Below are 23,235 nucleotides of genomic sequence, written 5' to 3' on the forward strand. Positions count from 1 at the left end.
CTCTCCTTATTCAACACCCTGTTTAAACCGATCGCACAAAGCCTGCGTGGCCGTGCGGAATACGCCAAGATCGCTGCCGACAGCCACGAACCTGGCTCCCCATTCCAGATAACGGCGAGCATCAGCCTCCGCCGGTGCCAAGATGCCGCTAGCTTTACCGTGCGCGCTAGCACGCTCGAAAATATGACGGATCACCGCCTGCACCTCCGGGTGATTTGGCTGGCCGAGATACCCCAAAGCGGCGGAAAGATCCCCCGGCCCGACAAAGATGCCGTCAACGCCCTCAACGCCAGCTATCGCGTCCAGGTTATCGACCCCCTGCTGGCTTTCGATCTGTACCATCACCGCTATCTGCTGGTTGATCTGGGCGAAATAGTCCGGCACGGTGCCGTAACCGTTGCTGCGGTGCGACACAGAGACCCCACGGATCCCCGCAGGGGGATAACGCGTCGACGCTACCGCCAACTGTGCCTGCTCAGCACTTTCCACAAATGGGATCAGAAAGTTGTAAAAACCGATATCCAGCAAGCGTTTGATAATCACCGGTTCGTTGCAGGGCGGGCGTACCACTGCGGCGCTAGGGCTGCCCTTCAGCGCCATCAGTTGCGGTACGAAAGTGCCAATGTCATTCGGCGCATGCTCACCATCCAGCACCAGCCAGTCGAAACCGGCCAGCCCCAAGACTTCGGTGGAGATCGGGTTGGCAAGCGCAGACCAGCAGCCGATCAGGGTTTCACCCGCGAGCAACGATTGGCGAAAAGGGTTATGGCAGCTCTTCATGAAATTTCCTCTGTAGACGGATTAACGCACCAGGCACGGGCGTTTGTTATCAAAGATCCAGCCAGGGATCAGATACTGCATACCCTGCGCATCGTCGCGTGCCCCAAGCCCGTGTTTCTGGTAAAGCTCATGACCCTGCATTAAACGATCCCGATCCAGCTCGATCCCTAATCCTGACCGCTGTGGAACCTGTACGCGGCCACCAATAATCTGCAGCGGTTCCCGCGTCAGCCGTTGGTTGCCCTCCTGCCAGATCCAATGGGTGTCGATCGCCGCAATGTTGCCCGGCGCCGCTGCGGCCACATGGGTGAACATCGCCAACGAGATATCGAAGTGGTTATTGGAATGTGAGCCCCAGGTCAGGCCGAACTCATGACACATCTGGGCGACGCGCACCGATCCCTGCATGGTCCAGAAATGAGGATCCGCCAATGGGATATCTACCGACTGCAACTGCAACGTATGCCCCATCTGCCGCCAGTCCGTGGCAATCATGTTGGTCGCGGTAGGCAGGCCAGTGGCGCGGCGGAACTCGGCCATCACTTCCCGCCCAGAGAAGCCCTGCTCTGCCCCACAAGGATCTTCGGCATAGGCCAGCACGTTACGCAGCTGTTTGCCTAGCACGATCGCCTCCTTCAGCGACCAGGCGCCGTTGGGATCGAGCGTAATGCGCGCCTGAGGAAAACGCTGCGCCAACGCCGTGACGGCTTCGGCCTCTTCGCTGCCCGCCAATACGCCGCCCTTTAGCTTGAAATCGTTGAAGCCATACTTATCAAAAGCCGCCTCCGCCAGGCGCACTATGCTTTGCGGTGTCAGCGCTTGTTCATGACGCAGGCGATACCAGTCGCAGGCTTCACTTGGCTGGCTCTGGTAAGGCAGCGGCGTTTTGTTGCGATCGCCGATATAAAACAGATAACCGAGCATTTCCACCGAGTCACGCTGCTGCCCATCCCCCAACAGGGCGGCTACCGGCACATCAAGGAACTGCCCCAGCAGGTCCAGCATCGCCGCTTCAATGCCGGTCACCACGTGGATGGTGGTACGCAAATCGAAGGTTTGCAGGCCGCGCCCGCTGGCATCCCGATCGGCAAAGCGTTCACGAACCCGGTTCATCACGTTCTTGTATTCCCCCAGGGTTTTGCCAACCACCAGAGACTGAGCCTCTTCCAGGGTCTGGCGGATTTTCTCGCCCCCTGGGATCTCCCCTAACCCAGTGTTACCGGCGTTATCCTGCAAGATCACGATATTACGGGTGAAGAATGGGGCGTGAGCGCCGCTGAGATTGAGCAGCATGCTGTCGTAACCGGCCACCGGTACAACCTGCATGGCAGTAATCTTTGGTGCTGTAGTCATAGAGATGTCCTCAAAATTTTGGGTTCAATTATCAAACTTGCCGCCGTGTCATTGCCTGCTGGCCTTCGCCATCGGTTTCAGTTCGATACGCTTGATATCCCCCACGATGAACAGGTAGCTGGCCACCGCCAACAGCGCATGGATCCCGACGTAGACCAACGCGCCGTTAAACGATCCGGTGGTACCAATGATGTAGCCGATAGCGATCGGCGTGACGATGCCGGAGATATTGCCGAACATATTGAACAGGCCACCGCTCAGGCCGCTGATCTCTTTGGGGGCGGTATCTGCCATCACTGCCCACCCCAGCGCGCCCAGTCCCTTACCGAAGAACGCGGCGGCCATGATGCCCACCACCATCCACTCGGTTTCAACGTAGTTGCAGAAGATCATCGACATCGACAACAGCATGCCCAGCACGATCGGCGTTTTACGGGCGAAGGTCAGCGACTGGGTACGGCGCATCAGGTAGTCGGAAATCACGCCGCCGAGCACCCCACCGACAAAACCACAAATGGCAGGAACCGAGGCGACAAAGCCGGCCTTGAGGATCGACATACCCCGCGCCTGCACCAGATACACCGGGAACCAGGTGATAAAGAAATAGGTCAGTGCGTTGATGCAGTACTGGCCGATATAGACCCCAATCATCATGCGTGATTGCAGCAGCTGCTTGATCTGGAACCACTTCTCGCCTTTGACCTTCACCTGTGTGGCCTGTTTCTGATCCATATTGATCAAGGCACCGCCGGCTTCGATATAGTCCAGCTCGGCCTGGTTGATGCTGGGGTGGTCTTTGGGATTGTGCAGCACCTTAAGCCAGACAAAACTCAGGATGATGCCCAGCCCGCCCATAAAGAAGAACACGTGCGACCAGCCAACGGCATGCGTCAGCCAGCCCATGATCGGTGCGAAGATCACCGTGGCAAAGTATTGGGCCGAGTTGAAGATCGATACTGCCGTGCCACGTTCATGGGCAGGGAACCAGGCGGCGACAATCCGGCTGTTACCGGGGAATGACGGTGCTTCTGCCAGGCCGACCAGGAAGCGCAGCGCAAACAGCGCTATCACAATGCCAAAACCGCTGAAGATATCTACGAAGCCTTGCAGCAAGGTAAATAGCGACCAGATGAAGATGCTCCAGAAGTAGACCCGCTTGGAGCCGAAGCGATCCAATAACCAGCCACCGGGGATCTGGCCAATCACATAGGCCCACGAAAACGCCGAAAAGATATAACCCATTCCAACCGGATCGAGGCCAATATCCTGAGCCATTGCGGTACCGGCAATGGAAAGCGTGGCACGATCGCCATAGTTAAATGAGGTGACGATAAACAGCATTACCACGATCCAATAACGTTTATTGGTTCGCTTGATGGCACTGTTGGCAGCGCTGATAGTAGACATGGTGCTCTCCTGCATTACTATATTCATCCTGAAAAACTGCTAAAAATATCTCAGAACGAAAGGTTTAAATTAAATTGCAGCCTTTTTTGAGCAGTTCGATTAATACGGCATCGGCAATTTTTAAACGCATTAACGCTTGGTGGAGAAAAGTATAGGGAACCAACCGCCGGGACTCATCGGGCAAATAACCCAATAACAGGGCTAAGATGGCGGCTTATTTATGGCGTATGCCCAATCGGGCGCGGGCTGGTTCACGGTTCCCGCGGTTGCGTGAGCCATCTCACAGCGGATTAGCACAATGCCAAAGATTGACCTCTGGAAAACGCCAAATCTAGGTCATTTGCATAATGCCCGACACAATAGCGAATGTTATGCTTTTTGCTGAGCCAGTCTTTCGATTATTACCCACGGCGTACATAAATCAGAGTACGTGAGGTTTCACTATGTCCGAATATGCAGTTGGCAGTATTACAGCATTACCGCGCTATATTCAGGTTCATCGGCAAGACAACGTCGCCATTGTGGTTAATGACCATGGTCTGCCTAAAGGGGCAAGCTTCCCTTGCGGTCTGACATTATTGGAGCATATTCCCCAAGGGCATAAAGTTGCGCTGCAAGATATTCCGCAAGACGGCACTATTTTGCGCTATGGAGAAGTGATTGGCTTTGCCGCACGGGATATTCGCCGTGGCAGCTGGATTGATGAATCGCTGGTGCTGCTTCCCCCGGCTCCCGAGTTGGCCAGCCTGCCACTCGCCAACAATGTGCCCCAAGCATTACCGCCCCTGGAAAGTTATACCTTTGAAGGCTACCGTAATGCCGACGGTAGCGTTGGCAGCAAGAACCTGTTGGCTATCACCACCAGCGTGCACTGCGTGGCCGGTGTGGTGGATTATGTGGTGAAAATCATTGAGCGCGACCTGCTGGCGAAATACCCCAACGTCGACGGCGTGGTGGGGCTGAATCATCTCTATGGCTGCGGCGTCGCCATCAACGCTCCCGCAGCGGTGGTCCCTATCCGCACCCTACACAATCTGGCGCTCAACCCGAACTTTGGCGGCGAAGTGATGGTTGTGGGGCTAGGCTGCGAGAAGTTGCAGCCGGAACGCCTGCTGCAGGGCACCCCAGATGTCCAACCCATTACCGTGGATGAAAGCCGGATTGTACGCCTACAAGATGAGAAGCACGTTGGGTTCCAGGCCATGGTGGCCGATATTCTGGCCGTTGCAGAGCAGCACCTGCAACGCCTGAACCGTCGCCAGCGGGAAACCGTGCCAGCCTCAGAGCTGGTGGTGGGGATGCAATGTGGTGGTAGCGATGCCTTTTCCGGGGTGACGGCCAACCCGGCGGTGGGTTTTGCTTCCGACCTGCTGGTACGCTGCGGGGCAACCGTGATGTTTTCTGAAGTTACCGAAGTACGTGATGCCATCCACCTGTTAACCCCACGGGTCGCCGATCAACAAGTTGGCAAGCGCTTACTGGAGGAGATGGCGTGGTATGACGACTACCTCAACCAAGGGCAAACCGATCGCAGCGCCAACCCTTCACCCGGCAATAAGAAAGGCGGTTTGGCTAACGTGGTGGAAAAGGCATTGGGCTCAATAGCCAAATCTGGCAGTAGCGCGATTGTCGAAGTGCTCTCCCCTGGTCAACGCCCCAGCAAGCGTGGGCTGATTTATGCCGCCACCCCTGCCAGCGACTTTGTTTGCGGCACGCAGCAGTTGGCTTCCGGCATTACGGTGCAAGTGTTCACTACCGGCCGGGGAACCCCTTACGGCCTGACCGCCGTGCCGGTGATCAAAATGGCGACGCGCAGCGCGCTGGCTGAACGCTGGCACGATCTGATCGATATCAACGCCGGAACTATCGCCACCGGGGAGGCGAGTATTGAGCAGGTGGGTTGGCAACTGTTTGAACTGATCCTGGATATCGCCAGCGGCCGCAAGCAAACCTGGTCAGATCGATGGGGTTTGTTCAACGCGTTGGCGGTATTTAACCCGGCACCAGTGACTTGAGTGCAACGCCCCTCTCCCCAAGGAGAGGGAACCGATCGTGCAACTATTTAGCCTCCCGACTCCGTATTAGCTGGGGTTTAAATACCGCGACACTGAAGCTTGAGGCTGGCGGGAGTCATGCAGGTTAGCCGACCGTTGAGCGCACGGATGCGCGATTGCGAGTCCCCATGGACGGGTTCACGGCGTGTCGGCGTTCTGTATGACTCCCACCAGCAACGCTATTGCGTACAGCTAGGCTAGTCTTCATCAAGCTGTAACCCCACATACAGCAACAGGCGAGCATCGAAATTGGCCAGGTTCAAACCGGTCAGTTCGGAAATGCGATTGAGACGATATTCCAGCGTATTGCGGTGAATATAGAGTGCCTTGGCGGTCGCGGTGGGCTGCACATTATTCAGGAACCAGGCATTTAAGGTACGCAGCAGCAAACCATTACCGTCCATGGCTTTCAAACGCTCCAAAGGCCGAGCCAGCTCATCCGCCTGCCAACCACTCCGCAGGCTGCCCAGCAACACCGGCAGCATCAGATCCTGATAATAATAGGCCCAGCGCCCAGGCATGCGCTGCTTGCCAACGGCCATGGTAGTACGCGCAGTACGGTAGGAACGCACCAGGCTGCCTGGGCCAATGAAATAGTTGCCGAGCGCAATACGCACTCGCAAACGGCTGCTTTCATTGATGCGCACCAGCAGATTCTCCACTCGCCGCCGGTGGGCCTCGGCATCCCAACGCCCGTGGTGATTCAGCGCCGGTTTAAGTACCACCATCTCACTGAGAGAAACAATGGCGATCAGGTTGTCACGTTCGGGTAGCGTCAGCAGCTCCTGTAACTGCTGCAACTCGGCCATGGCGCTGTCTACCCCCAACTGGCCGCTATCCACCTCTACTACCGCCGCGACACGGGGCTGGTTGGGATCTATCCCCAGGCGGTGCGCCCATTCCATCAAGGCCGGTGACAACTCCTCCGTACGGATCAGGTTCAACACAAACTCTTCACGAAAGCGGCTGTCCTGCGCCAACAAGCTCAACAAACGCGCCTGCTCCAGCATCATTTCAGCGGTCATGCAGACCAGTTCACCGTACTGCCGCAGTTGCACCGGATCGCCGGTCAGGCCGATGACCCCAACGATATTCCCGTCAACGTGCAACGGCAGATTAATACCGGGCCGAACGCCGTGCAAATGACGGGCAACGGCATCGTCAATAGCGACCACCCTGGCCTGAGACAACACCAGCAATGCCCCCTCATGCAGTTCCCCCAGCCGCTCAGGGTCGCCACTGCCAATAATCCGGCCCCGGTTGTCCATCACGTTGATATTGCTATCAATAATTTTCATGGTGCGAGCGACAATTTCCCTGGCTAGCTTGGCATCAAGATGATACTCCGCCATTGCGTCTTATCCCCGTCGGATGATAAACCAACGTTCAGCATACCGACGCGCCTCTACGGGCACATTGTGCAGATGCCCAAATACGTTTTAGCCGGGCACGAGTTTGTGCTCAAACTCACAGTTTTTAAGCCATAAAAAAAGGCACGCCGCAGCGTGCCTCTGTAGAACAACGGAACAACATTACTGCATCAGCAGATACAGCGTTGAGTCGCCACGTTGGATGTTCAACGCCAGTACCGCAGGCTTGCTGTCGAGCACCTTACGCAGTTCACCCAGGTTATTGATCGGCTGCTGGTTCACACCCATGATCACGTCGCCTTTTTTCAGCCCGATGCGCGCAGCGGCACTGCCAGGTTTCACCTTCTCAATCTTCACACCTTTCACTTTGTCGGTGCTGTTGCTCAGTTCTGCACCTTCAATACCGGTGTAAATATTGCTGGAATCAACCTGCTCCTGGCTGCTTTGCTCAAGCGTTACGTCAATGGTTACCGGCTTGCCGTCGCGGATAATGCCCAGCGCCATCTTGGTGCCCACCGGCAAGCTGCCGATCTCGGCACGGAACGACGCAAAGCTGGAGATGGCTTTACCGTTCAGGGTGACAATCACGTCACCGGCCTTGATACCGGCCTTGGCAGCGGAGGATTTCGGCATAACCTGGCTGACGAATGCGCCACGCTGGGCGTCTACTTTCATCGCTTGCGCCAGCTCGGAGTTCAGCTCGGTACCCATAATGCCCAGCTCACCACGTTTCACCTGGCCATACTCCACCATTTGTGAAGTCAGGTTTTTCACCATGTTGCTTGGAATAGCGAAGCCGATACCGATGTTACCGCCGTCCGGCGCCAGGATCGCGGTGTTAATGCCAACCAACTCACCGTTCAGGTTAACCAACGCACCGCCGGAGTTACCCCGGTTGATCGCCGCATCGGTCTGGATAAAGTTTTCGTAGTTTTCAATGTTCAGGCCGCTACGCCCCAAGGCAGAAACGATCCCGGAGGTCACGGTTTCACCCAGGCCATACGGGTTACCGATCGCCACGGTGTAATCACCCACGCGCAGTTGCTCGGAATCGGCCATTTTGATCGCTGACAGGTTTTTGGCGTCTTTCAGCTGGATCAACGCGATATCAGAACGCGGATCCTTGCCGATCACCTTGGCTTCAAAGCGACGGCCATCGCTCAATTGCACCGTGATCTTGCTGGCATTGTCTACCACGTGGTTATTGGTGACCACATAGCCTTTTTCCGCGTTGATGATGACGCCTGAACCCAGGGCTTTAAAGGCTTCCTGGGTAGTTGGCCCACCCGGTGCGCCACCTTGGCACATTGGGGAACCCTGGAAGGGTGAACCATCCTGGCAGAACGGCGACATTTGCTGTACCGTTTTCGCATTCACCGCGGCACTTCCTTCCACGTTAATGCTTACCACTGAAGGCATCACTTTTTCCAACATCGGTGCCAGGCTTGGCAACGGTTGGGCGCTAGTGGAGGCAGAAGCCGTTTCTGCGGCGTTGGCGGTAGTTACCGGACCCATTGCCAAACCAATACTCAAAGCCAGGGCGCTTAAAACCAGTGCTGTTTTTTTCATCTTCATCTGTGTGTCTCTTAAAAGTCGTTCAAAAGGAATACCGGGTCTTGGTGCTTAGTAAGAGCCTGCTGATTAGCTGAAGTTCCCCTGGTGCGGCTGGCTAATAGTAAACAAATATTGTCGGTCTTTACAAAACTCGAAATAATGTTCCAGCCTGAGAGTTATCTCGCTAAAATAAGCGAGAATTATCTCATGAATTTATTCCGCCGCCATTAAACGACGATATTCATCATAGGCATAAAGGTCGGTCATGCCGCTGATATAATCCTGTAACAACCGCGCCCGGAAATAATATTCCCTAATAGCCTGCTGCTCGGCCGAAAGATGCTGCAAACCTTCCACCGCCTCGACATAGGCCAGGCGATGTTTGGTAGAAAGCTTGTGAAACAGCCGCGTTTCAATCGGAAACGCCCGGTGGCTGTCTTCCCGCACCAACTGGCTGAAATCGGCCAGCGACATGGCCAGCAGCGGGCTATAAATGTCCAGCAGGCCGTTGATCACCCGGTAGCCCTGTAGTTCCAACTGCTCCACTTCCGGGTGGTTGAACACGTGTTTGAACGCAACGTTCTTGAAGATAGCGAGCAGGCGGCAAGCCGGGCTGGCATCCTCCAACAAGGCTCCGTTAAAGTGGCCGTGATACACCGCGTCCAGGTTATCGATAAACCGCTGGGCCGCATGGGGAACCAATTTGGCAACGGTAAATACCCGCAGGTACATAAAGAACTGATCTTCTGAACTGCGGCGGGCTGCGCTACGCTCAATTTTACGAAACGCACTGGCCACGGTCTTATCAAACAGATCCCCTGGAGCAATCTCGCCCCATTCCTGGGTTAAATGCTGATACAGCTGTTCCACGGTAAAGATGTTCTTTTCTACCGCGTCTTCCAGATCGGCCACGCAATAAGAAATATCATCGGCGGCCTCCATAATATAGGTGAGAGGGAAACGATCGAACTCTCCCATATGTAATTCGCGCCGCAAGCGATCGACAAAGGCTTCTTCCGCCAGATAAAACCCCGGCTTCTTCATCAGATAGCTGTGGCTGGCGGGAATATCGCTCGCCCAATAGGCCGGGCGGGTATATTTCAGGATGCAGCCAACCTGCGCATAGGTCAGGTTCAATTTCAGCAACGTGTAGACCAGACGGATCGCCTGAGCATTGCCCTCAAAGTGGCTGAGGTCGTGGCGAATACGGCTGCGCAGCCGGTTAAGATCGCTCTCCCCTTCATGCAGGCGTAACACCTCTACCTGGCAACGATCGTGGCTACCCGGTTCACTGCCACAGCTGGCGGGATCGAGCCTCTGGCGGAACCAGTCGTTGATGGCAGATTCGCCGAAATGGCCAAATGGCGGATTACCTATGTCGTGCATCAGGCAGGCCATTTCGACAATGCTCTCGAAAGGATCGAGCAGCTTGCTCAGGCCGAGCGCATCAATACGCTTTTCCTGTTTGAAGCGGTTGAGGATCTCTTTGGCAATATGCCGCCCCACCTGCTGTACTTCCATCGAGTGGGTCAGACGGCTGCGTACCGCCGCGTTACGCTCCAGCGGAAACACCTGCGTTTTCTGCTGCAAACGACGTATCGCCGCAGAATTGACGATGCGACCGCGATCGCTCTCGAACTGGCGAATGATGTCGTACTCTTCTTCGGCTTCAATCGGCTTGCTAAAAGGCCGCTGAAAGCTGATCTTCTGCTTAAAGTCGATCCCGGACATCTGTTTCTCCTCCCGTTGCGCATTCCCTCCGTGATAACAATTCCCGGCGGCGGATGCAACGGTATTGCGGATTATCTCTCTCACAGAGCCATGATAGACTATGGCGCAATTTCCATACCCTATCAGCGAGTATTATTTATGAAAGTAGGCATCATCGGCGCAATGGAAGAAGAAGTTACCCTGCTGCGCGAGCAAATTGCGAACCGCCAGACCCTGCAACGTGCGGGCTGTGAGATCTATACCGGCCAAATCAACGGCGTGGAAGTCGCCCTGCTCAAGTCGGGCATCGGCAAAGTGGCAGCGGCTCTGGGTACCACCCTGCTGCTGGAACAGTGCCAACCCGATGTGGTGATCAATACGGGTTCCGCCGGTGGCCTGGCCGCTACGCTGAACGTGGGCGATATCGTGGTATCTGAAGAAGTGCGCTACCACGACGCCGACGTGACCGCCTTTGGCTATGAACCGGGCCAGATGGCCGGTTGCCCACCAGCGTTCGTTGCCGATCCCGCGTTGATCGAGCTAGCGGAAAACTGCATCAAACAGCTTAACCTGAACGCGGTACGCGGCCTGATTTGCAGCGGTGACGCCTTCATTAACGGTGCCGAGCCTCTGGCCCGCATCCGCAGCACCTTCCCAACCGTTGCCGCCGTTGAGATGGAAGCCGCCGCCGTTGGCCACGTTTGCCATCAGTTCGGCACGCCATTCGTGGTGGTACGCGCGATTTCCGACGTCGCCGATAGTGAATCCCACATGAGCTTCGACGAATTCCTGGCAGTGGCCGCCAAGCAGTCCTCGCTGATGGTCAATGCCATGCTGCAAGCCCTGGCCAAGCGCGGTTAATGTGAAGCTGCGTCTGTGCGCCCTGCTGAGCTGGCTGATCCTGGGGATGCTGCTGCCTGCCAGCGCCGCCCAACGGGTGATCAGCCTGGCACCGAGCACCACGGAGCTTGCCTACGCGGCCGGTATGGGGGATACCCTGCTGGCCGTCAGCGCTTACTCCGATTATCCCCCTGCCGCCAAGCAGCTGGAACAGGTCGCCTCCTGGCAAGGGATCAACCTGGAGCGGATCCTGGCGTTGAAACCCGATCTGGTTCTCGCCTGGCGTGGCGGTAACCCCCAGCGGGTATTGGATCAGCTCGCCTCCTTCGGCATCCCGATTTTTTATGCAGATGCCAAAAATATTGACGAGATCGCCCAATCTCTGGATGCGTTGGCGCAATACAGCCCTCATCCGGAACAGGCACATCAGGCCGCAGCCAGCCTCCGCCAACAGGTAGAGGAGCTGAAAACGCGCTATGCCAGCAATTCGCCAAGACCGGTGCTGTTACAGTTTGGCACCCAACCGCTGTTCACCAGTTCGGCGGCCACGTTGCAAAGCCAGGTGCTGTCCTTGTGCGGCGCAGAGAATATCTTTGCCGATAGCCCCGTGCCTTGGCCACAGGTAAGCCGTGAGCAGGTGCTGGTGCGTAAACCGCAGGCCATCGTGATCAGCGGGAATGCCCAGCAGATAGCCAATGTGAAAGCCTTCTGGGGCCCACAGCTGGACGTGCCGGTGATTGCCCTTGAGGAAGATTGGTTTAACCGTGCCGGGCCACGCATCATGCTGGCGGCACAATCACTATGCGGTCAATTGGCGGAGATCCATTGATGGTATTTTGGCTGGATATTCTTGGTACGGCGGTGTTTGCCATTTCCGGCGTGTTGCTGGCGGGCAAATTACGGATGGATCCCTTTGGCGTATTGGTACTGGGGGTAGTGACCGCCGTCGGTGGCGGGACGATCCGTGATATGGCGCTCGCCAACGGCCCGGTATTCTGGGTAAAGGATCCCACCGATCTGGTGGTGGCGATGATCACCTGTGTGCTGACGCTGCTGCTGGTGCGCCAGCCACGTCGCTTACCGAAATGGATCCTGCCGGTGCTGGATGCCATCGGGCTGGCGGTGTTCGTGGGGATCGGCGTCAATAAGGCGTTCGCCGCTGGCAGTGGGCCGCTGGTGGCCGTCTGCATGGGAGTGATCACCGGCGTCGGCGGCGGGATTATCCGCGACGTGCTGGCCCGCGAGATCCCGATGATCCTGCGAACCGAAGTCTACGCCACAGCCTGCATCGTTGGTGGCACGGTGCACGTCACGGCGTTCTACACCTTTGGCATGCCGCTACAGCATGCCATGATGCTGGGAATGATCATCACGCTGGGGATCCGCCTGGCCGCCATTCGTTGGCATCTGAAACTACCGGCCTTTATCCTCGAACAGTAATTCTTGCCTCCGCCAGCTTCGGCGGAGGCTTTCCTGCCAAGTAGTATATTCGACTACTATATAAGCAATGTGCTATTATTTTGCGCTATTAAAATGCGCTTGAATAATGTAATCATCTGGTTAACTCTTCGTTAAAAATTATCCCGCGCCGTTAAGTTCCGTTCACTTTTGCCGATAGGTCCTATTGCTGTGGCCTGCGGATAGGTATTGTTTTGAGTTTACGCATGAAGAAAAATCTTTTGATCGCCAGCACACTGTTGTTGAGCAGCAGTGTGCTGGCCGAAAACACCAGCGGCAAGATGGGTATCAGCCTGACGATTGTGCCCACCTGCAGCGTAACCACGACCGGCAACACGCCACAGGTGGAATGCGGCAATGGCACAGTCTTGCAGCCGAAGATGAGCCATAGCAAACGGATAGTAGACGATCGGGAAAGCGAACTGATCACCGTGGAATGGTAGGCACAAAAAAACCCGCGCACCGTACAGGCAGGCGGGTTTTTTAACGGCGGCGGATCAGATACTGAATGAAGAACCGCAGCCACAGGTGGTTTTGGCATTCGGGTTAGTCACGATAAAGCGTGAACCTTCCAACCCTTCGGTGTAATCCACCGCGCCGCCAACCAGATATTGCAGGCTCATCGGATCAACCACCAGCGCAACGCCCTGTTTCTCGATGGTCATATCGCCGTCGTTGATCTTGTCATCAAACGTGAAGCCGTACTGGAATCCACTGCAGCCGCCACCGGTAATGTAAACCCGCAACTTCAGGTTTGGATTCTCTTCATCAGCAATCAGGAATTTCACCTTGCTTGCTGCTGCCTCGGTAAATTGCAGGGGCAGTGCTGTTTCATCACTCATACTCGTTACTCCCAACAGTGTTTCACATCAGGCGACGACGACGGTAACCTGATTAATGGTGCTGATTATCTAATACCTGAGTGTTGCGTTCAAGTATTCACCGCATTTGTTGTATTTTCTTTACCTGTTTTCTCGGCCAATTCCTGCTGCTGCCTTTGTAAGGTGCGGGCTAAAATGGCGGAATACAATGGCTTACCGCCCAGAAACTGCGCCACCAGGGTCGCGCCGAGGCAGGTGATAATCATCGGTAAAATCAGCTGATAGTTATCGGTCATTTCCAATACCAGCACAATACCGGTTAACGGGGCACGCACGGTCGCGGCAAACAACGCACCCATGCCCGCAATAGCAAAGGTGCCAGCCTCAAGCCCATACTCTGGGAACAGGTGAGCGCCAAAAAGGCCAAAAGCGGTGCCTAGCAGCGTCCCCAGAGCGAGCATCGGTGCAAAAATACCGCCCGGTGCGCCTGAACCGAAGCAGAGCACCGTGGTGATCACCCGTGCGATAAAGATAAACAACAGCATGCCAACGCTGTAGTTACCCGCCGCCGCGATCGGGATCAAGGCCGAACCGCCGCCCGCGGCAGCTGGCTCGATCAGCCCAAGCACGCCACAAACGCCCCCTAGCAGGGCACCAATCAGCAGGAATTTGCTCATCTTGCCACCATGGAAACGGGCAAACATATCCTGCGTACGAAACACCAGTGCGTTAAACATCACCCCTACCGCGCCAAACACCGTCCCCAACACCAGGTACAACCACAGCGTATTGAGCGGTGCCGAAGCGAGTTTACCCACTTCGATCAGCGGACTCTCACCATTAAAAATGCGAAAGACAATGCTCGACATAATCACGCCGATAAACACCGCCTTGATGGAAATCAGGTTGTAACGAAACTGCGGCCGCATCTCTTCAATAACGAACAAGATCCCTGCCAAAGGGGCGTTAAACGCGGCGGAGAGACCGGCTGCGGCACCGGTAGCCAGCATGGAGTGGCGCGCTTCCGCACTGCGCATACGGAAAATATCCAGCACCATTCGCCCAGCATTAGCCCCCATCTGTACCGTCGGCCCTTCACGCCCTAGCACCATGCCAGCGCCGAGCGTCCCCATACCGCCGATAAATTTCACCGGGATCACCCGCCACCAGCGCACCGGGCGTAACTCTTCCAGCGCCCCTTCAATCTCTGGGATCCCTGACCCCCCCGCCTCTGGCGCAAAACGTTTGACCAGATAAAAGCCAAAAGCGGCCAGCACGGCAGACAAAATAAACGCCAGCGGCCACACCAGGAACCAGGAGTTGGCGACAGAGGCCAGGCCCGACAGCCGTTGCTGTTGCACCCACTCCACCGCTTTATCAAAGGCGACGCCCAACAATCCCGCCAACGTCCCTACCACCGCCGCCATGATCAGGATGGCAACCGGCGTTTTATCCTGGCGAAGAAACTGACGGACTCTATGGTTGCGAGTCAGGCGTACGCCTGAAGCCACAGGAGGCTGTTGCTGTAATTCAGTCATAGTGAGTTCATTATTGAATTGAAAAATCAGACTAATAGCGATGTAAGCTATTCTAGCTCAGTCGTTGCCTTACCGCCCCCTCAAAATAGGTATCGGTCTATGATCGTTTCATAACTCCGTACTCTCCACTAGAATAGCGCGGTCAAATCATTCAAAAGCAAACCCAGGAGCCGGTTTATGAGCTTACACAGTAAGTCCGAAAGTCTGTACGCCCAGGCGCAACAGCTGATCCCAGGCGGAGTCAACTCCCCAGTGCGTGCATTCACCGGTGTAGGCGGTACCCCGCTGTTTATCGAACGTGCCGACGGTGCCTATCTGTTTGATGCCGATGGTAAAGCCTATATCGATTATGTCGGTTCCTGGGGCCCGATGGTACTGGGCCATAACCATCCGGCGATCCGCAATGCGGTGATCGAGGCGGCACAGCGCGGCCTGAGCTTCGGCGCGCCTACCGAGATGGAAGTGAAAATGGCCGAGTTGGTGACCAATCTGGTGCCAACTATGGATATGGTACGTATGGTGAACTCCGGTACCGAAGCCACCATGAGCGCCATTCGTCTGGCGCGTGGCTATACCAACCGCGACAAGATCATCAAGTTTGAAGGCTGCTACCACGGCCACGCCGACTGCCTGCTGGTGAAAGCCGGTTCCGGCGCACTGACGCTGGGGCAGCCGAACTCACCGGGCGTGCCGGCAGACTTCGCCAAGCACACGCTAACCTGTACCTATAACGATCTCGACTCCGTGCGTACCGCATTCGAGCAGTACCCTTCAGAGATCGCCTGTATCATCGTTGAGCCGGTGGCAGGCAACATGAACTGCATTCCACCGCTGCCAGACTTCCTGCCGGGGCTTCGCGCCCTGTGTGACAAGTATGGCGCACTGTTGATCATTGATGAAGTGATGACCGGTTTCCGCGTCGCGCTGGCCGGTGCTCAGTCTTATTACGATGTGGTGCCAGACCTGACCTGCCTGGGCAAAATTATCGGTGGCGGTATGCCGGTGGGAGCCTTCGGTGGCCGCCGTGAAGTGATGGCCGCTCTGGCGCCTACCGGGCCGGTGTATCAGGCTGGTACGCTGTCTGGCAACCCGATTGCCATGGCCGCCGGTTTCGCCTGCCTGACCGAGGTTTCCCAGGTTGGCATTCACCAGACCTTGACCGAACTGACCAACAAGCTGGCAGAAGGCCTATTAGCGGCGGCCAAGGCAGAGAATATTCCTTTTGTCGTCAACCATGTAGGCGGCATGTTCGGGTTGTTCTTTACCGATGCGCCAACGGTCACCTGCTATCAGGACGTGATGGGTTGCGATGTCGAGCGCTTCAAGCGCTTCTTCCATCTGATGTTGGATGAGGGGGTTTATCTGGCCCCGTCGGCGTTCGAGGCTGGCTTTATGTCTGTCGCACACAGCGACGAAGATATTCAGCGCACCGTCGATGCCGCGCGCCGCTGCTTCGCCAAGCTGTAATCTTCTGGCGGGCGCCACTCGGCGCCCGCCGTTACCTTCAGAGCAAGGTACCGTAAATCGTCAATATCGCCACGACCACCAGCACAATCAGGGTCACTTTACGCGCTAACGTTACCGCGGCGCGCGGCGTCTGAACCGGGTCCATATGCGGTTCACGGGCCAAAGAGAACTGCGCCAAACGCGTCAACACCTGATACTGCGGAGTATGACGATCCCCCAGCGAAGCAAACCACGCGGGCAGTGCCCTTTCACCATGCCCAATCAGCGCATACGCCACCCCAGCCAGACGAACCGGGATCCAGTCCAACACATGCAGCAGGAAGTCGATCCCCGTTTGTGAGCGTTGCAGCGGTGAATGATGCCGTGCCAGCCAGGTTTGGTAGGCCCGCAGAAAAGCATAGCCTGCCAGAGCGAGCGGCCCGTATGGCCCGCACACCGCAAACCAGAACAGCGGTGCCAGATAGTAACGATAGTTAATCCACACCAAAGCGTTTTGCAGTTCACGCAAGCGCTCTGCCTCGCTGCAATCCACCGGTAAACCGTGGATCAGCGCCAGCTCTTCCGCCATCTGATCGCTGGCGTGGGTATCGCCCTGCCGCGCGGCCTGCAAATAGGCCCGATAATGTTTGCGTGTGATCCCGGCCCCAACGCACAGCAGACCAATCACAATCCACAACAGTAGCGCCACAACGCCGAAGAACAGGCCCTGGGCCAACCACAGGATGCCCCAGACGATAAACATCCAGACCAGGGTCATTGCCAACGTTTGTGCCAAAGAAAACCGATGCAGCCGCTGAAACACCACTTCTAAACGATGATCCAACTGCCAATGCTCACCCAGTTTAAACAGGCGTTCCCACGCCAAAACCAGTAACAGCGTAAACAGCGTCATTAGCTAATCCTCTCCTTCTGTCTGTTCCCCAGCATAATGCTTGCGGTGGTACGAGTGCCAGCAGCAGAGTAGCATGTTTCCGAGAAGTGAATTTAATGCATTGATAATAAATGGATTTGTTACCTGCGCCGCCACATCAAGCACTGTCCCCGGCAGTCGCGGCCTGTTGATGTCAGTCAGTACAAAAAATTATCTTAACGTACACTCTTTTTCGTTTCTTAAAGGTAGCCCTAAAATAACGCGGTGAATGGCCTATATCCAGCATCTTATTAATACTGAATATAGGCCTGATTACCCTATGATGAAAACGTTATAGGTTAAAAAACACGTTCGTCACCATTGGCCTTCAATAATATTAAGGCTGCAACGCTTCCGTATATTCAGCCACGCTCACTCTAATTGCTGAGTATTGGCAAGTATACACGGGATGAGGGTAATTCGAGCGATCACTGAATGGCTCTTTATACCTTACCACAGAGAAACCGTTGGAATCGGGAACGATCATTTCGCTGATACCTTGACTTGCCTGATAGTATTGCCCATCGGATAAATCCTTAAATGCGAACTGGTAGATAGGACCTATCTGGAGCAACCCATTATCATCGACATCACGCCGATCGTTTGTCATCCAACCGCCTGTTAGACGAACATAAGTATTATCAATGGTATCGCCAACTTCTGATTTATACAGTCGATAGAGAACATTTAGCGGTAGCTTTTTCATAGTAAATCCTCGTAATAGACCTGCAGTGTAAGTTATTAAAAAATTCTATTGATGATTTTATTAACCCAGCAGAACACTGTCTGGATAAACAGTATGTCAAATAAGGGAAGGTTGAGATATTCAATGCGGTTGTGCTGTTGGTAGTACAACTTGCAGCATGGCTAAGGTGGTACGCCGTAGGGGCGCGGCATGCCGCGCCCGTGTTAAGGTCAGATGTAGGAGTAAAATTGTGGCACATTCAGTCCCCTCTCCCTGTGGGATAGGGGGATTACAGCATCACTAACCTATTGATATTATGTAAAACTAGCGGCTGGCACGGGGCTATAAAACAGAGTAGCATGTGGATCCACCGACCTATCGTCCATTTCCGGAGTTTGCCATGCCGACCCGTCGCTACAGTGCCGACAGCCGCCGTACCGCGCTTCTCGAACGTATTGCCAATGATGTCCCTGCCACCGTCGCCCAGGCGCTGAGTGAAGATCTTGGGGGAACCGTAGATGCCGAGCGCGATATCACCGCACAACTACTACCCGCCGATAAACAGGCCAATGCCACGGTGATCACCCGTGAACCCGGCGTTTTCTGTGGCCGCCGCTGGCTGGAAGAGGTGTTTATCCAACTGGGTGGGCAAGTGAAGATCGAGTGGTTGGTGGAAGATGGCGATAAGCTGGTACCCAACCAGCCGCTATGCCGCCTGAGCGGCCCGGCGCGTATCCTGCTGACGGGCGAACGTACCGCGCTGAACTTTGTGCAAACGCTGTCCGGCGTGGCCTCGGCGGTAAACCGCTATGTCGAATTGCTGCAAGGCACGCAAACCCGGCTGCTGGATACCCGCAAGACACTGCCCGGTTTGCGCACCGCACTGAAATATGCCGTGCTGTGCGGCGGTGGCAGCAATCACCGTCTCGGTCTCTCGGATGCTTTCCTGATCAAGGAAAACCACATCATTGCTTCTGGCTCGATCAAAAACGCGGTAGAGAAAGCCTTCTGGCTGCACGCCGACGTGCCGGTAGAGGTGGAGGTCGAATCGCTGGATGAGTTGCAACAGGCATTGGATGCCGGTGCCGATATTGTGATGCTGGATAATTTCAGCGTCGAGATGATGCGTGATGCCGTTGCCCTGGCCCAGGGACGCACGCAGTTGGAAGTTTCCGGCAATGTCACCGATCAGACCCTGCGCGAGTTTGCCGAAACCGGGGTGGATTATATCTCTGTCGGGGCGCTGACCAAACACGTTACCGCGCTCGATCTATCAATGCGTTTTAACTGAGCCAGTTATTGGCAACGCCTCTTCCTGGGGCGTTGTTCCTTATGTGAGAGCCACTCACACAGCATCTCCCTACCTACCAATGCGGATTTAAGCGAACACGTTGATAAACTCAGCAATAATACCAAAGGCTTGGGGTCAGCTCCCCGACCATCTGGACTCCGTCATGGGGCAGCCAACTGTCGGTAAAGACGCTTTGTACCGCGATAAGCTGGGCATAGTGGCGGATCCCCAGCTTGTGCATGGCTATGCCCTTCTGTGTGGAGATGGTTTTGATACTGCGCCTCGTCAGCGCGGCAATTTCGGCGGGAGTCATCCCCTGTATCAGGTACTCGACCACCTGCCGCTCACCCATAGACAACGTTTCCTCATCACACCCCGGTAAAGTGCAGCCAGCCCGGCTATCCTCTCCCAACAGAATCTGACGCAATTGCGCATGCCACATGACTAACGGTTGCCCCAGATCCACGATATGTCTCACCCCCAGACGGCGCAACCGAGTCACCAGATAAGGAATGGGGTCATCCAGAATAACCATCAGCGCGACGCCGGGAAAAGAGATACGCACCTGCTGAATAAAGCGCAAGGCTAGCAATAAGTCTGCCTGTTGCCCAACGTGCAATGACATAACCAGCACATCCGCCGGCTGTGCATCCAGATACCATTGTGCTTCAGCGGCTTTCTGGCAGTGCCAGACCCGCAATAGCGAATGGGTGTTGATCAACGCCCAGATCCCAGCCTGAAAGAAACGGCACGGTGAAACTACTGCCACCCGGTACCGCTTCTGGTTAATCATGTCGTTACATACCAGGGGGAATTCGGCGTGTTGTAGGGCGTGTCGGTGACCTGACTGCGTAAATGTTGGAACAGTTCCGCATCATTGCGAACCCCCAACTTGCGCATGCTATTGCACTTATGTGCGCTGATGGTTTTGACACTGCGATGCAGTAAATCAGCCACGTCAGAAACGCTCATTCCCTGCTGCAAGTACTCCAGTACCTTATGTTCCGCCTGCGTCAACACCACCAAGCTGTCCTGCACTTGCGCAGGAGTGGCACTGTGCAGCAGGTACATTGCCATACTGGGGCTACAAACCTTGGCACCGGTCAACGCCTGTGCCATATCACGGCGAGTCTGCTCCTGCGACTCCTGGCGGGCAAGCAGGCTGATGTGCGGCCGGAGATTCAAACGCGTCAACAACGCAATGTCCCGGCAATAGGTGCACACCACGATACGCAGCGCGGGCGCACGTTCAGAGAGCATCAGCAACTGTTGCGTGTCGCGGGCAATCTCCTGCGGCGAGCCACTGAGCACCACCGCCAACAGGTCAATTTGTGGCGGCGCCCATTGCGCCAGCAATTGCTCAAGCGAAGAGACCATCACCACCAGATGCATAGGGGGATCAAGGTTCTGAATAAAATGTGCCATCCCTGCCTGAAGCAAGGGGATAGGGGCAACAACGGCCAGTTTGACAACCGATAAAGGCGTATTCATGAGCGACTCCTAGATCAGTAATCCATTACGCGCCAGATAATCTCCACGTGTATAGAGATCGCTATCACTATGGAAGCCGAGCTTAATCATGGCGCGGCGTTTATGGGTGCTGATGGTGCGCACATCCCGAGCTAGCACCCGCGCCGTGTCGGTCACGGTTCTGCCAGCAAACAGGCACTCCAGTACGTCCATCTCACGTCCGGTTAGCGATAATGACGGCGCGCCATTGCCAATCAGGTTCACCGCTGACGGGCTAAGACTGGACAACCCCGCCATCGCGCAGAGAACGCCTTGTGTCAGTGATGACAGGGGATCCTGTTTAAGGTAGATACCGCTGACCCTCAACGTTCTCAACTGTGCAAGCAGGTGCGGTTCCTGCAAAGAGGTGGCAACGATAAGCGGCACCCGTGCCCAGTACTGGCGTAAATGGCTAATCATTCGCAACCCCTCCAATACCGATTCACCTTCGCCACACAGCTCGGTGATCACCACATCCACCTTGCCTTGCTGCATCGCCACTGGCAGATCGCACACCTTTTCTACGTGCACACAATCCATGACCTGAAACTGTGGTGGCTGGAATGCAGAGCAGATCCCGGCACGCGTTATCGGGCAAGCGTCCATGAGCAATACCCGGTCGATGCGGCATGCCGTCTGCATTTTCGGTAGGGGTGTGTTGTTCCATACGGTTGATGTCATCATGATAATAGTTCCGTTATTAATGACTCAGCTTGTCCTGATAGGTGCTGGCACCCAAAATAGACTTGGGTGCCGATGTTAAAGCTTGCTACGCCAATACACACAGCGGCCAGGGAAACCAACGCCGGCCGTCAAAACTTGACCGTGTTTTACCCTCGCGCGAACTGACCTTGCTCATCAGTTATAGGTAAAATCGACTGACATTACCGCAGCGATATTACCCGGCGTAACCGTCCCTTTGGCATAAGCACTGGCTCTCAATGCAAATGTTGCCGAGTTTCCTACCACCGTCATATCCATGGTAGATCCTGGGTTTTGCAGGGCATTCGGAGCCGCATCCTGTTTAACTTCTACCGCCACGTTATCTGCCATACCCGTACCGCTGGTCGTCGCGTAGCGCCCGCCAGCCGCAGCGTCCGTCGTGCCGCTAAATGATGCGGTAACTTTGCTGGTTGTCGTCGGACAGTCCTTCACTACCAGCTTGAAGGGCACCGGTGTAGAAGTATTTCCCGCCGTCGACAGGCTGGTCGCCTGAATGTTGGTCCCCAGATTGACGTTCAAATCTGAGTTGGTGGTATCTACCGTGCAGGGCGAAGCGACCACAACGCCGGTAATATTAACTTGAGTTGGAGCTGCCACTGCCTGATTAACACCGGCCCCCAAAACCAATAAGGCCAGCAGCGTACGTTGAGTTTGTTTTTTCATGAGGTTTCCTTACTGTTCCCGTCTGTATTCAGGCAGGGAATTCCTGCCTGATTTCCTTGAGTTAAAAAAACTTAATTAATTTCTGCATTAATGGTGGCCACAGCATTAAACTGCCCTATCGCCGGGGGATTGCCAGTCACGTTCATCGGTGCCAGACTCATAGAGCTGGTCCCAGTTTGTGAAGAATAGTCGAAGGTGACAGGCAGATTTCCATTGACCGGCGGCACGATATTACCGTTCGCGTCACGTACCCGAACCCCGATATCATTATTGTCCGTCTTCAATGCGGTTGGGTCCCCCCCCGATGGCTCACCACTAAAGGATAAGCTGACGACAACACCGTTAGAAATATTGTTACAGGCCAGCGTCATATCAACGACTTTGGGGGTAAACCCATTGGCAATTTCACCGGGATTCTTGATGTCATTTGACATGATATTGCCAAACTTGACATTAATGACCTGCCCGGCATTAATTTCACAAGATTGTGGTACCGTTACCGATCCGCTCATATAGACAGACGACATCGGCATCCCGCCATAGGATCCACTGACTTTTGTGCCATAAAGGTCCAGGATCTTAGTGCTTGGGATGACGACCTGCCCCACAAATGGCCGGGTAAAGTATAAAGACACATAGCCATTAGCGCCGGATATCCAGTTCGTCACACCCGAACAGGCACTGGGAAATAGATTGTCCACGTCAGGGAATGGGGTGGCAATCCATTTCCTCAGGTTCCCTCCAACATATAATTCAGTTGCCACTTCCAGATATTTATTTATTGAATAAAAATGTAATCCATCAAAGTCCCGCGTAGCTGTCAGATTGCCCGGGACCTCTGCCTTATAGAAGGTGTTGGCCGAGGCGGTACAATCACAGTTGGCAGCGTAATTCGCCGCTAAATTCCACTCGTAGGTTCGATTAAAATACATGCCAGCCTTGTTGTCCGCTGGATTGTCGTACTGTTTGACAAAGGGGAAGTTATATATCTTCGTGCCGGTTACCGTGGTACACCACCCGGTTGCAGCAAAGCTTGATACGGAAAACAGGCACAGCAGGCCGCCCAATGTTAATTTAACTAACCTGATTAACTTCATCATCG

22 protein-coding genes are annotated in these 23,235 nt (G+C 55.1%); 7 read left to right on the plus strand and 15 right to left on the minus strand.

The window, feature by feature from the left end; translation table 11 throughout:
* Positions 1-6: 6 nt before the first annotated feature.
* From garL to IMQ33_RS14995, 3 genes are read right to left on the minus strand one after another with little or no spacing between them, the layout of a single operon-like run.
* On the minus strand, positions 7-780 hold the full coding sequence (gene garL, locus IMQ33_RS14985) for a 2-dehydro-3-deoxyglucarate aldolase (protein WP_098928757.1): 774 nt from the start codon (positions 778-780) through the stop codon (positions 7-9).
* Between the two features lie 21 nt (positions 781-801).
* Positions 802-2,133: a glucarate dehydratase gene (gene gudD, locus IMQ33_RS14990; RefSeq protein WP_196062233.1), complete on the minus strand. Its 1,332-nt coding sequence runs from the start codon at positions 2,131-2,133 to the stop codon at positions 802-804.
* Between the two features lie 48 nt (positions 2,134-2,181).
* Positions 2,182-3,540: an MFS transporter gene (locus IMQ33_RS14995; protein ID WP_024483471.1), complete on the minus strand. Its 1,359-nt coding sequence runs from the start codon at positions 3,538-3,540 to the stop codon at positions 2,182-2,184.
* A 443-nt stretch (positions 3,541-3,983) separates the two neighbouring features.
* Between IMQ33_RS14995 and garD the strand changes: the two genes are divergently transcribed.
* Positions 3,984-5,555 (plus strand): galactarate dehydratase, encoded by a 1,572-nt coding sequence (garD, locus tag IMQ33_RS15000; protein ID WP_196062232.1) that lies wholly within the window; start codon positions 3,984-3,986, stop codon positions 5,553-5,555.
* Between the two features lie 236 nt (positions 5,556-5,791).
* On the opposite strand, the gene IMQ33_RS15005 is transcribed toward garD, so the two are convergent.
* From IMQ33_RS15005 to dgt, 3 genes are all read right to left on the minus strand, one after another.
* Entirely contained in the window at positions 5,792-6,946 is a 1,155-nt protein-coding gene (locus tag IMQ33_RS15005) for a CdaR family transcriptional regulator (protein WP_065687055.1), read from the minus strand.
* A 180-nt stretch (positions 6,947-7,126) separates the two neighbouring features.
* Positions 7,127-8,533, minus strand: a complete 1,407-nt coding sequence (gene degP / locus IMQ33_RS15010; protein WP_065687104.1) for a serine endoprotease DegP — start codon at positions 8,531-8,533, stop codon at positions 7,127-7,129.
* A gap of 198 nt (positions 8,534-8,731) precedes the next feature.
* Positions 8,732-10,249, minus strand: coding sequence for a dGTPase (dgt, locus tag IMQ33_RS15015; protein WP_024483475.1), 1,518 nt, complete (start codon positions 10,247-10,249; stop codon positions 8,732-8,734).
* A 138-nt stretch (positions 10,250-10,387) separates the two neighbouring features.
* Between dgt and mtnN the strand changes: the two genes are divergently transcribed.
* The 4 genes from mtnN (at position 10,388) to IMQ33_RS15035 (ending at position 12,969) form a co-directional block, all read left to right on the plus strand.
* Positions 10,388-11,089, plus strand: coding sequence for a 5'-methylthioadenosine/S-adenosylhomocysteine nucleosidase (mtnN, locus tag IMQ33_RS15020; RefSeq protein ID WP_065687057.1), 702 nt, complete (start codon positions 10,388-10,390; stop codon positions 11,087-11,089).
* A 1-nt stretch (position 11,090) separates the two neighbouring features.
* Positions 11,091-11,897: a vitamin B12 ABC transporter substrate-binding protein BtuF gene (gene btuF / locus IMQ33_RS15025; RefSeq protein WP_021179371.1), complete on the plus strand. Its 807-nt coding sequence runs from the start codon at positions 11,091-11,093 to the stop codon at positions 11,895-11,897.
* Positions 11,894-12,508: a TRIC cation channel family protein gene (locus tag IMQ33_RS15030; protein WP_024483478.1), complete on the plus strand. Its 615-nt coding sequence runs from the start codon at positions 11,894-11,896 to the stop codon at positions 12,506-12,508. Before btuF ends, IMQ33_RS15030 begins: the two co-directional genes overlap by 4 nt.
* A 224-nt stretch (positions 12,509-12,732) precedes the next feature.
* Entirely contained in the window at positions 12,733-12,969 is a 237-nt protein-coding gene (locus IMQ33_RS15035) for a hypothetical protein (protein WP_059199768.1), read from the plus strand.
* 54 nt (positions 12,970-13,023) lie between these two features.
* Here the strand turns inward: IMQ33_RS15035 and erpA are convergent, their stop codons facing one another.
* Both erpA and clcA read right to left on the minus strand, forming a co-directional pair.
* The gene (gene erpA / locus IMQ33_RS15040; RefSeq protein ID WP_021179368.1) at positions 13,024-13,368 is read right to left on the minus strand and encodes an iron-sulfur cluster insertion protein ErpA; all 345 of its coding nucleotides are present in this window, start codon (positions 13,366-13,368) and stop codon (positions 13,024-13,026) included.
* An 89-nt stretch (positions 13,369-13,457) separates the two neighbouring features.
* Complete coding sequence (gene clcA / locus IMQ33_RS15045) at positions 13,458-14,885, minus strand: H(+)/Cl(-) exchange transporter ClcA (protein ID WP_196062231.1); 1,428 nt, start codon at positions 14,883-14,885, stop codon at positions 13,458-13,460.
* A gap of 177 nt (positions 14,886-15,062) precedes the next feature.
* Between clcA and hemL the strand changes: the two genes are divergently transcribed.
* Positions 15,063-16,352 carry a glutamate-1-semialdehyde 2,1-aminomutase gene (gene hemL, locus IMQ33_RS15050; RefSeq protein ID WP_024483481.1) on the plus strand — a complete coding sequence of 430 codons (1,290 nt, stop codon included), beginning with the start codon at positions 15,063-15,065 and terminating at the stop codon, positions 16,350-16,352.
* 37 nt (positions 16,353-16,389) lie between these two features.
* Here the strand turns inward: hemL and ampE are convergent, their stop codons facing one another.
* Positions 16,390-17,244 (minus strand): beta-lactamase regulator AmpE, encoded by an 855-nt coding sequence (gene ampE, locus IMQ33_RS15055; RefSeq protein WP_196062230.1) that lies wholly within the window; start codon positions 17,242-17,244, stop codon positions 16,390-16,392.
* 355 nt (positions 17,245-17,599) lie between these two features.
* Positions 17,600-17,968 carry a hypothetical protein gene (locus IMQ33_RS15060; RefSeq protein WP_196062229.1) on the minus strand — a complete coding sequence of 123 codons (369 nt, stop codon included), beginning with the start codon at positions 17,966-17,968 and terminating at the stop codon, positions 17,600-17,602.
* 379 nt (positions 17,969-18,347) lie between these two features.
* Here IMQ33_RS15060 and nadC point away from each other — a divergent pair, with 379 nt between their 5' ends.
* Positions 18,348-19,238, plus strand: coding sequence for a carboxylating nicotinate-nucleotide diphosphorylase (gene nadC / locus IMQ33_RS15065; RefSeq protein WP_121608724.1), 891 nt, complete (start codon positions 18,348-18,350; stop codon positions 19,236-19,238).
* A 109-nt stretch (positions 19,239-19,347) separates the two neighbouring features.
* Here the strand turns inward: nadC and IMQ33_RS26405 are convergent, their stop codons facing one another.
* The 5 genes from IMQ33_RS26405 to IMQ33_RS15090 form a co-directional block, all read right to left on the minus strand.
* Positions 19,348-20,007: a LuxR C-terminal-related transcriptional regulator gene (locus IMQ33_RS26405; protein WP_196062228.1), complete on the minus strand. Its 660-nt coding sequence runs from the start codon at positions 20,005-20,007 to the stop codon at positions 19,348-19,350.
* Positions 20,008-20,027: 20 nt separating this feature from the next.
* On the minus strand, positions 20,028-20,729 hold the full coding sequence (locus IMQ33_RS15075; protein WP_024529781.1) for a response regulator transcription factor: 702 nt from the start codon (positions 20,727-20,729) through the stop codon (positions 20,028-20,030).
* Positions 20,730-20,738: 9 nt separating this feature from the next.
* Complete coding sequence (locus tag IMQ33_RS15080; protein ID WP_080660661.1) at positions 20,739-21,431, minus strand: response regulator transcription factor; 693 nt, start codon at positions 21,429-21,431, stop codon at positions 20,739-20,741.
* A 174-nt stretch (positions 21,432-21,605) separates the two neighbouring features.
* Entirely contained in the window at positions 21,606-22,133 is a 528-nt protein-coding gene (locus IMQ33_RS15085; protein ID WP_161739166.1) for a fimbrial protein, read from the minus strand.
* Between the two features lie 71 nt (positions 22,134-22,204).
* The gene (locus tag IMQ33_RS15090; protein WP_230326741.1) at positions 22,205-23,233 is read right to left on the minus strand and encodes a fimbrial protein; all 1,029 of its coding nucleotides are present in this window, start codon (positions 23,231-23,233) and stop codon (positions 22,205-22,207) included.
* Between the last annotated feature and the right edge of the window lie 2 nt (positions 23,234-23,235).

The sequence above is a fragment of the Serratia sp. Res13-Sevr-LER1-36-b genome (assembly GCF_015673035.1).
Taxonomy (GTDB): Bacteria; Pseudomonadota; Gammaproteobacteria; order Enterobacterales; family Enterobacteriaceae; genus Chania; species Chania fonticola_C.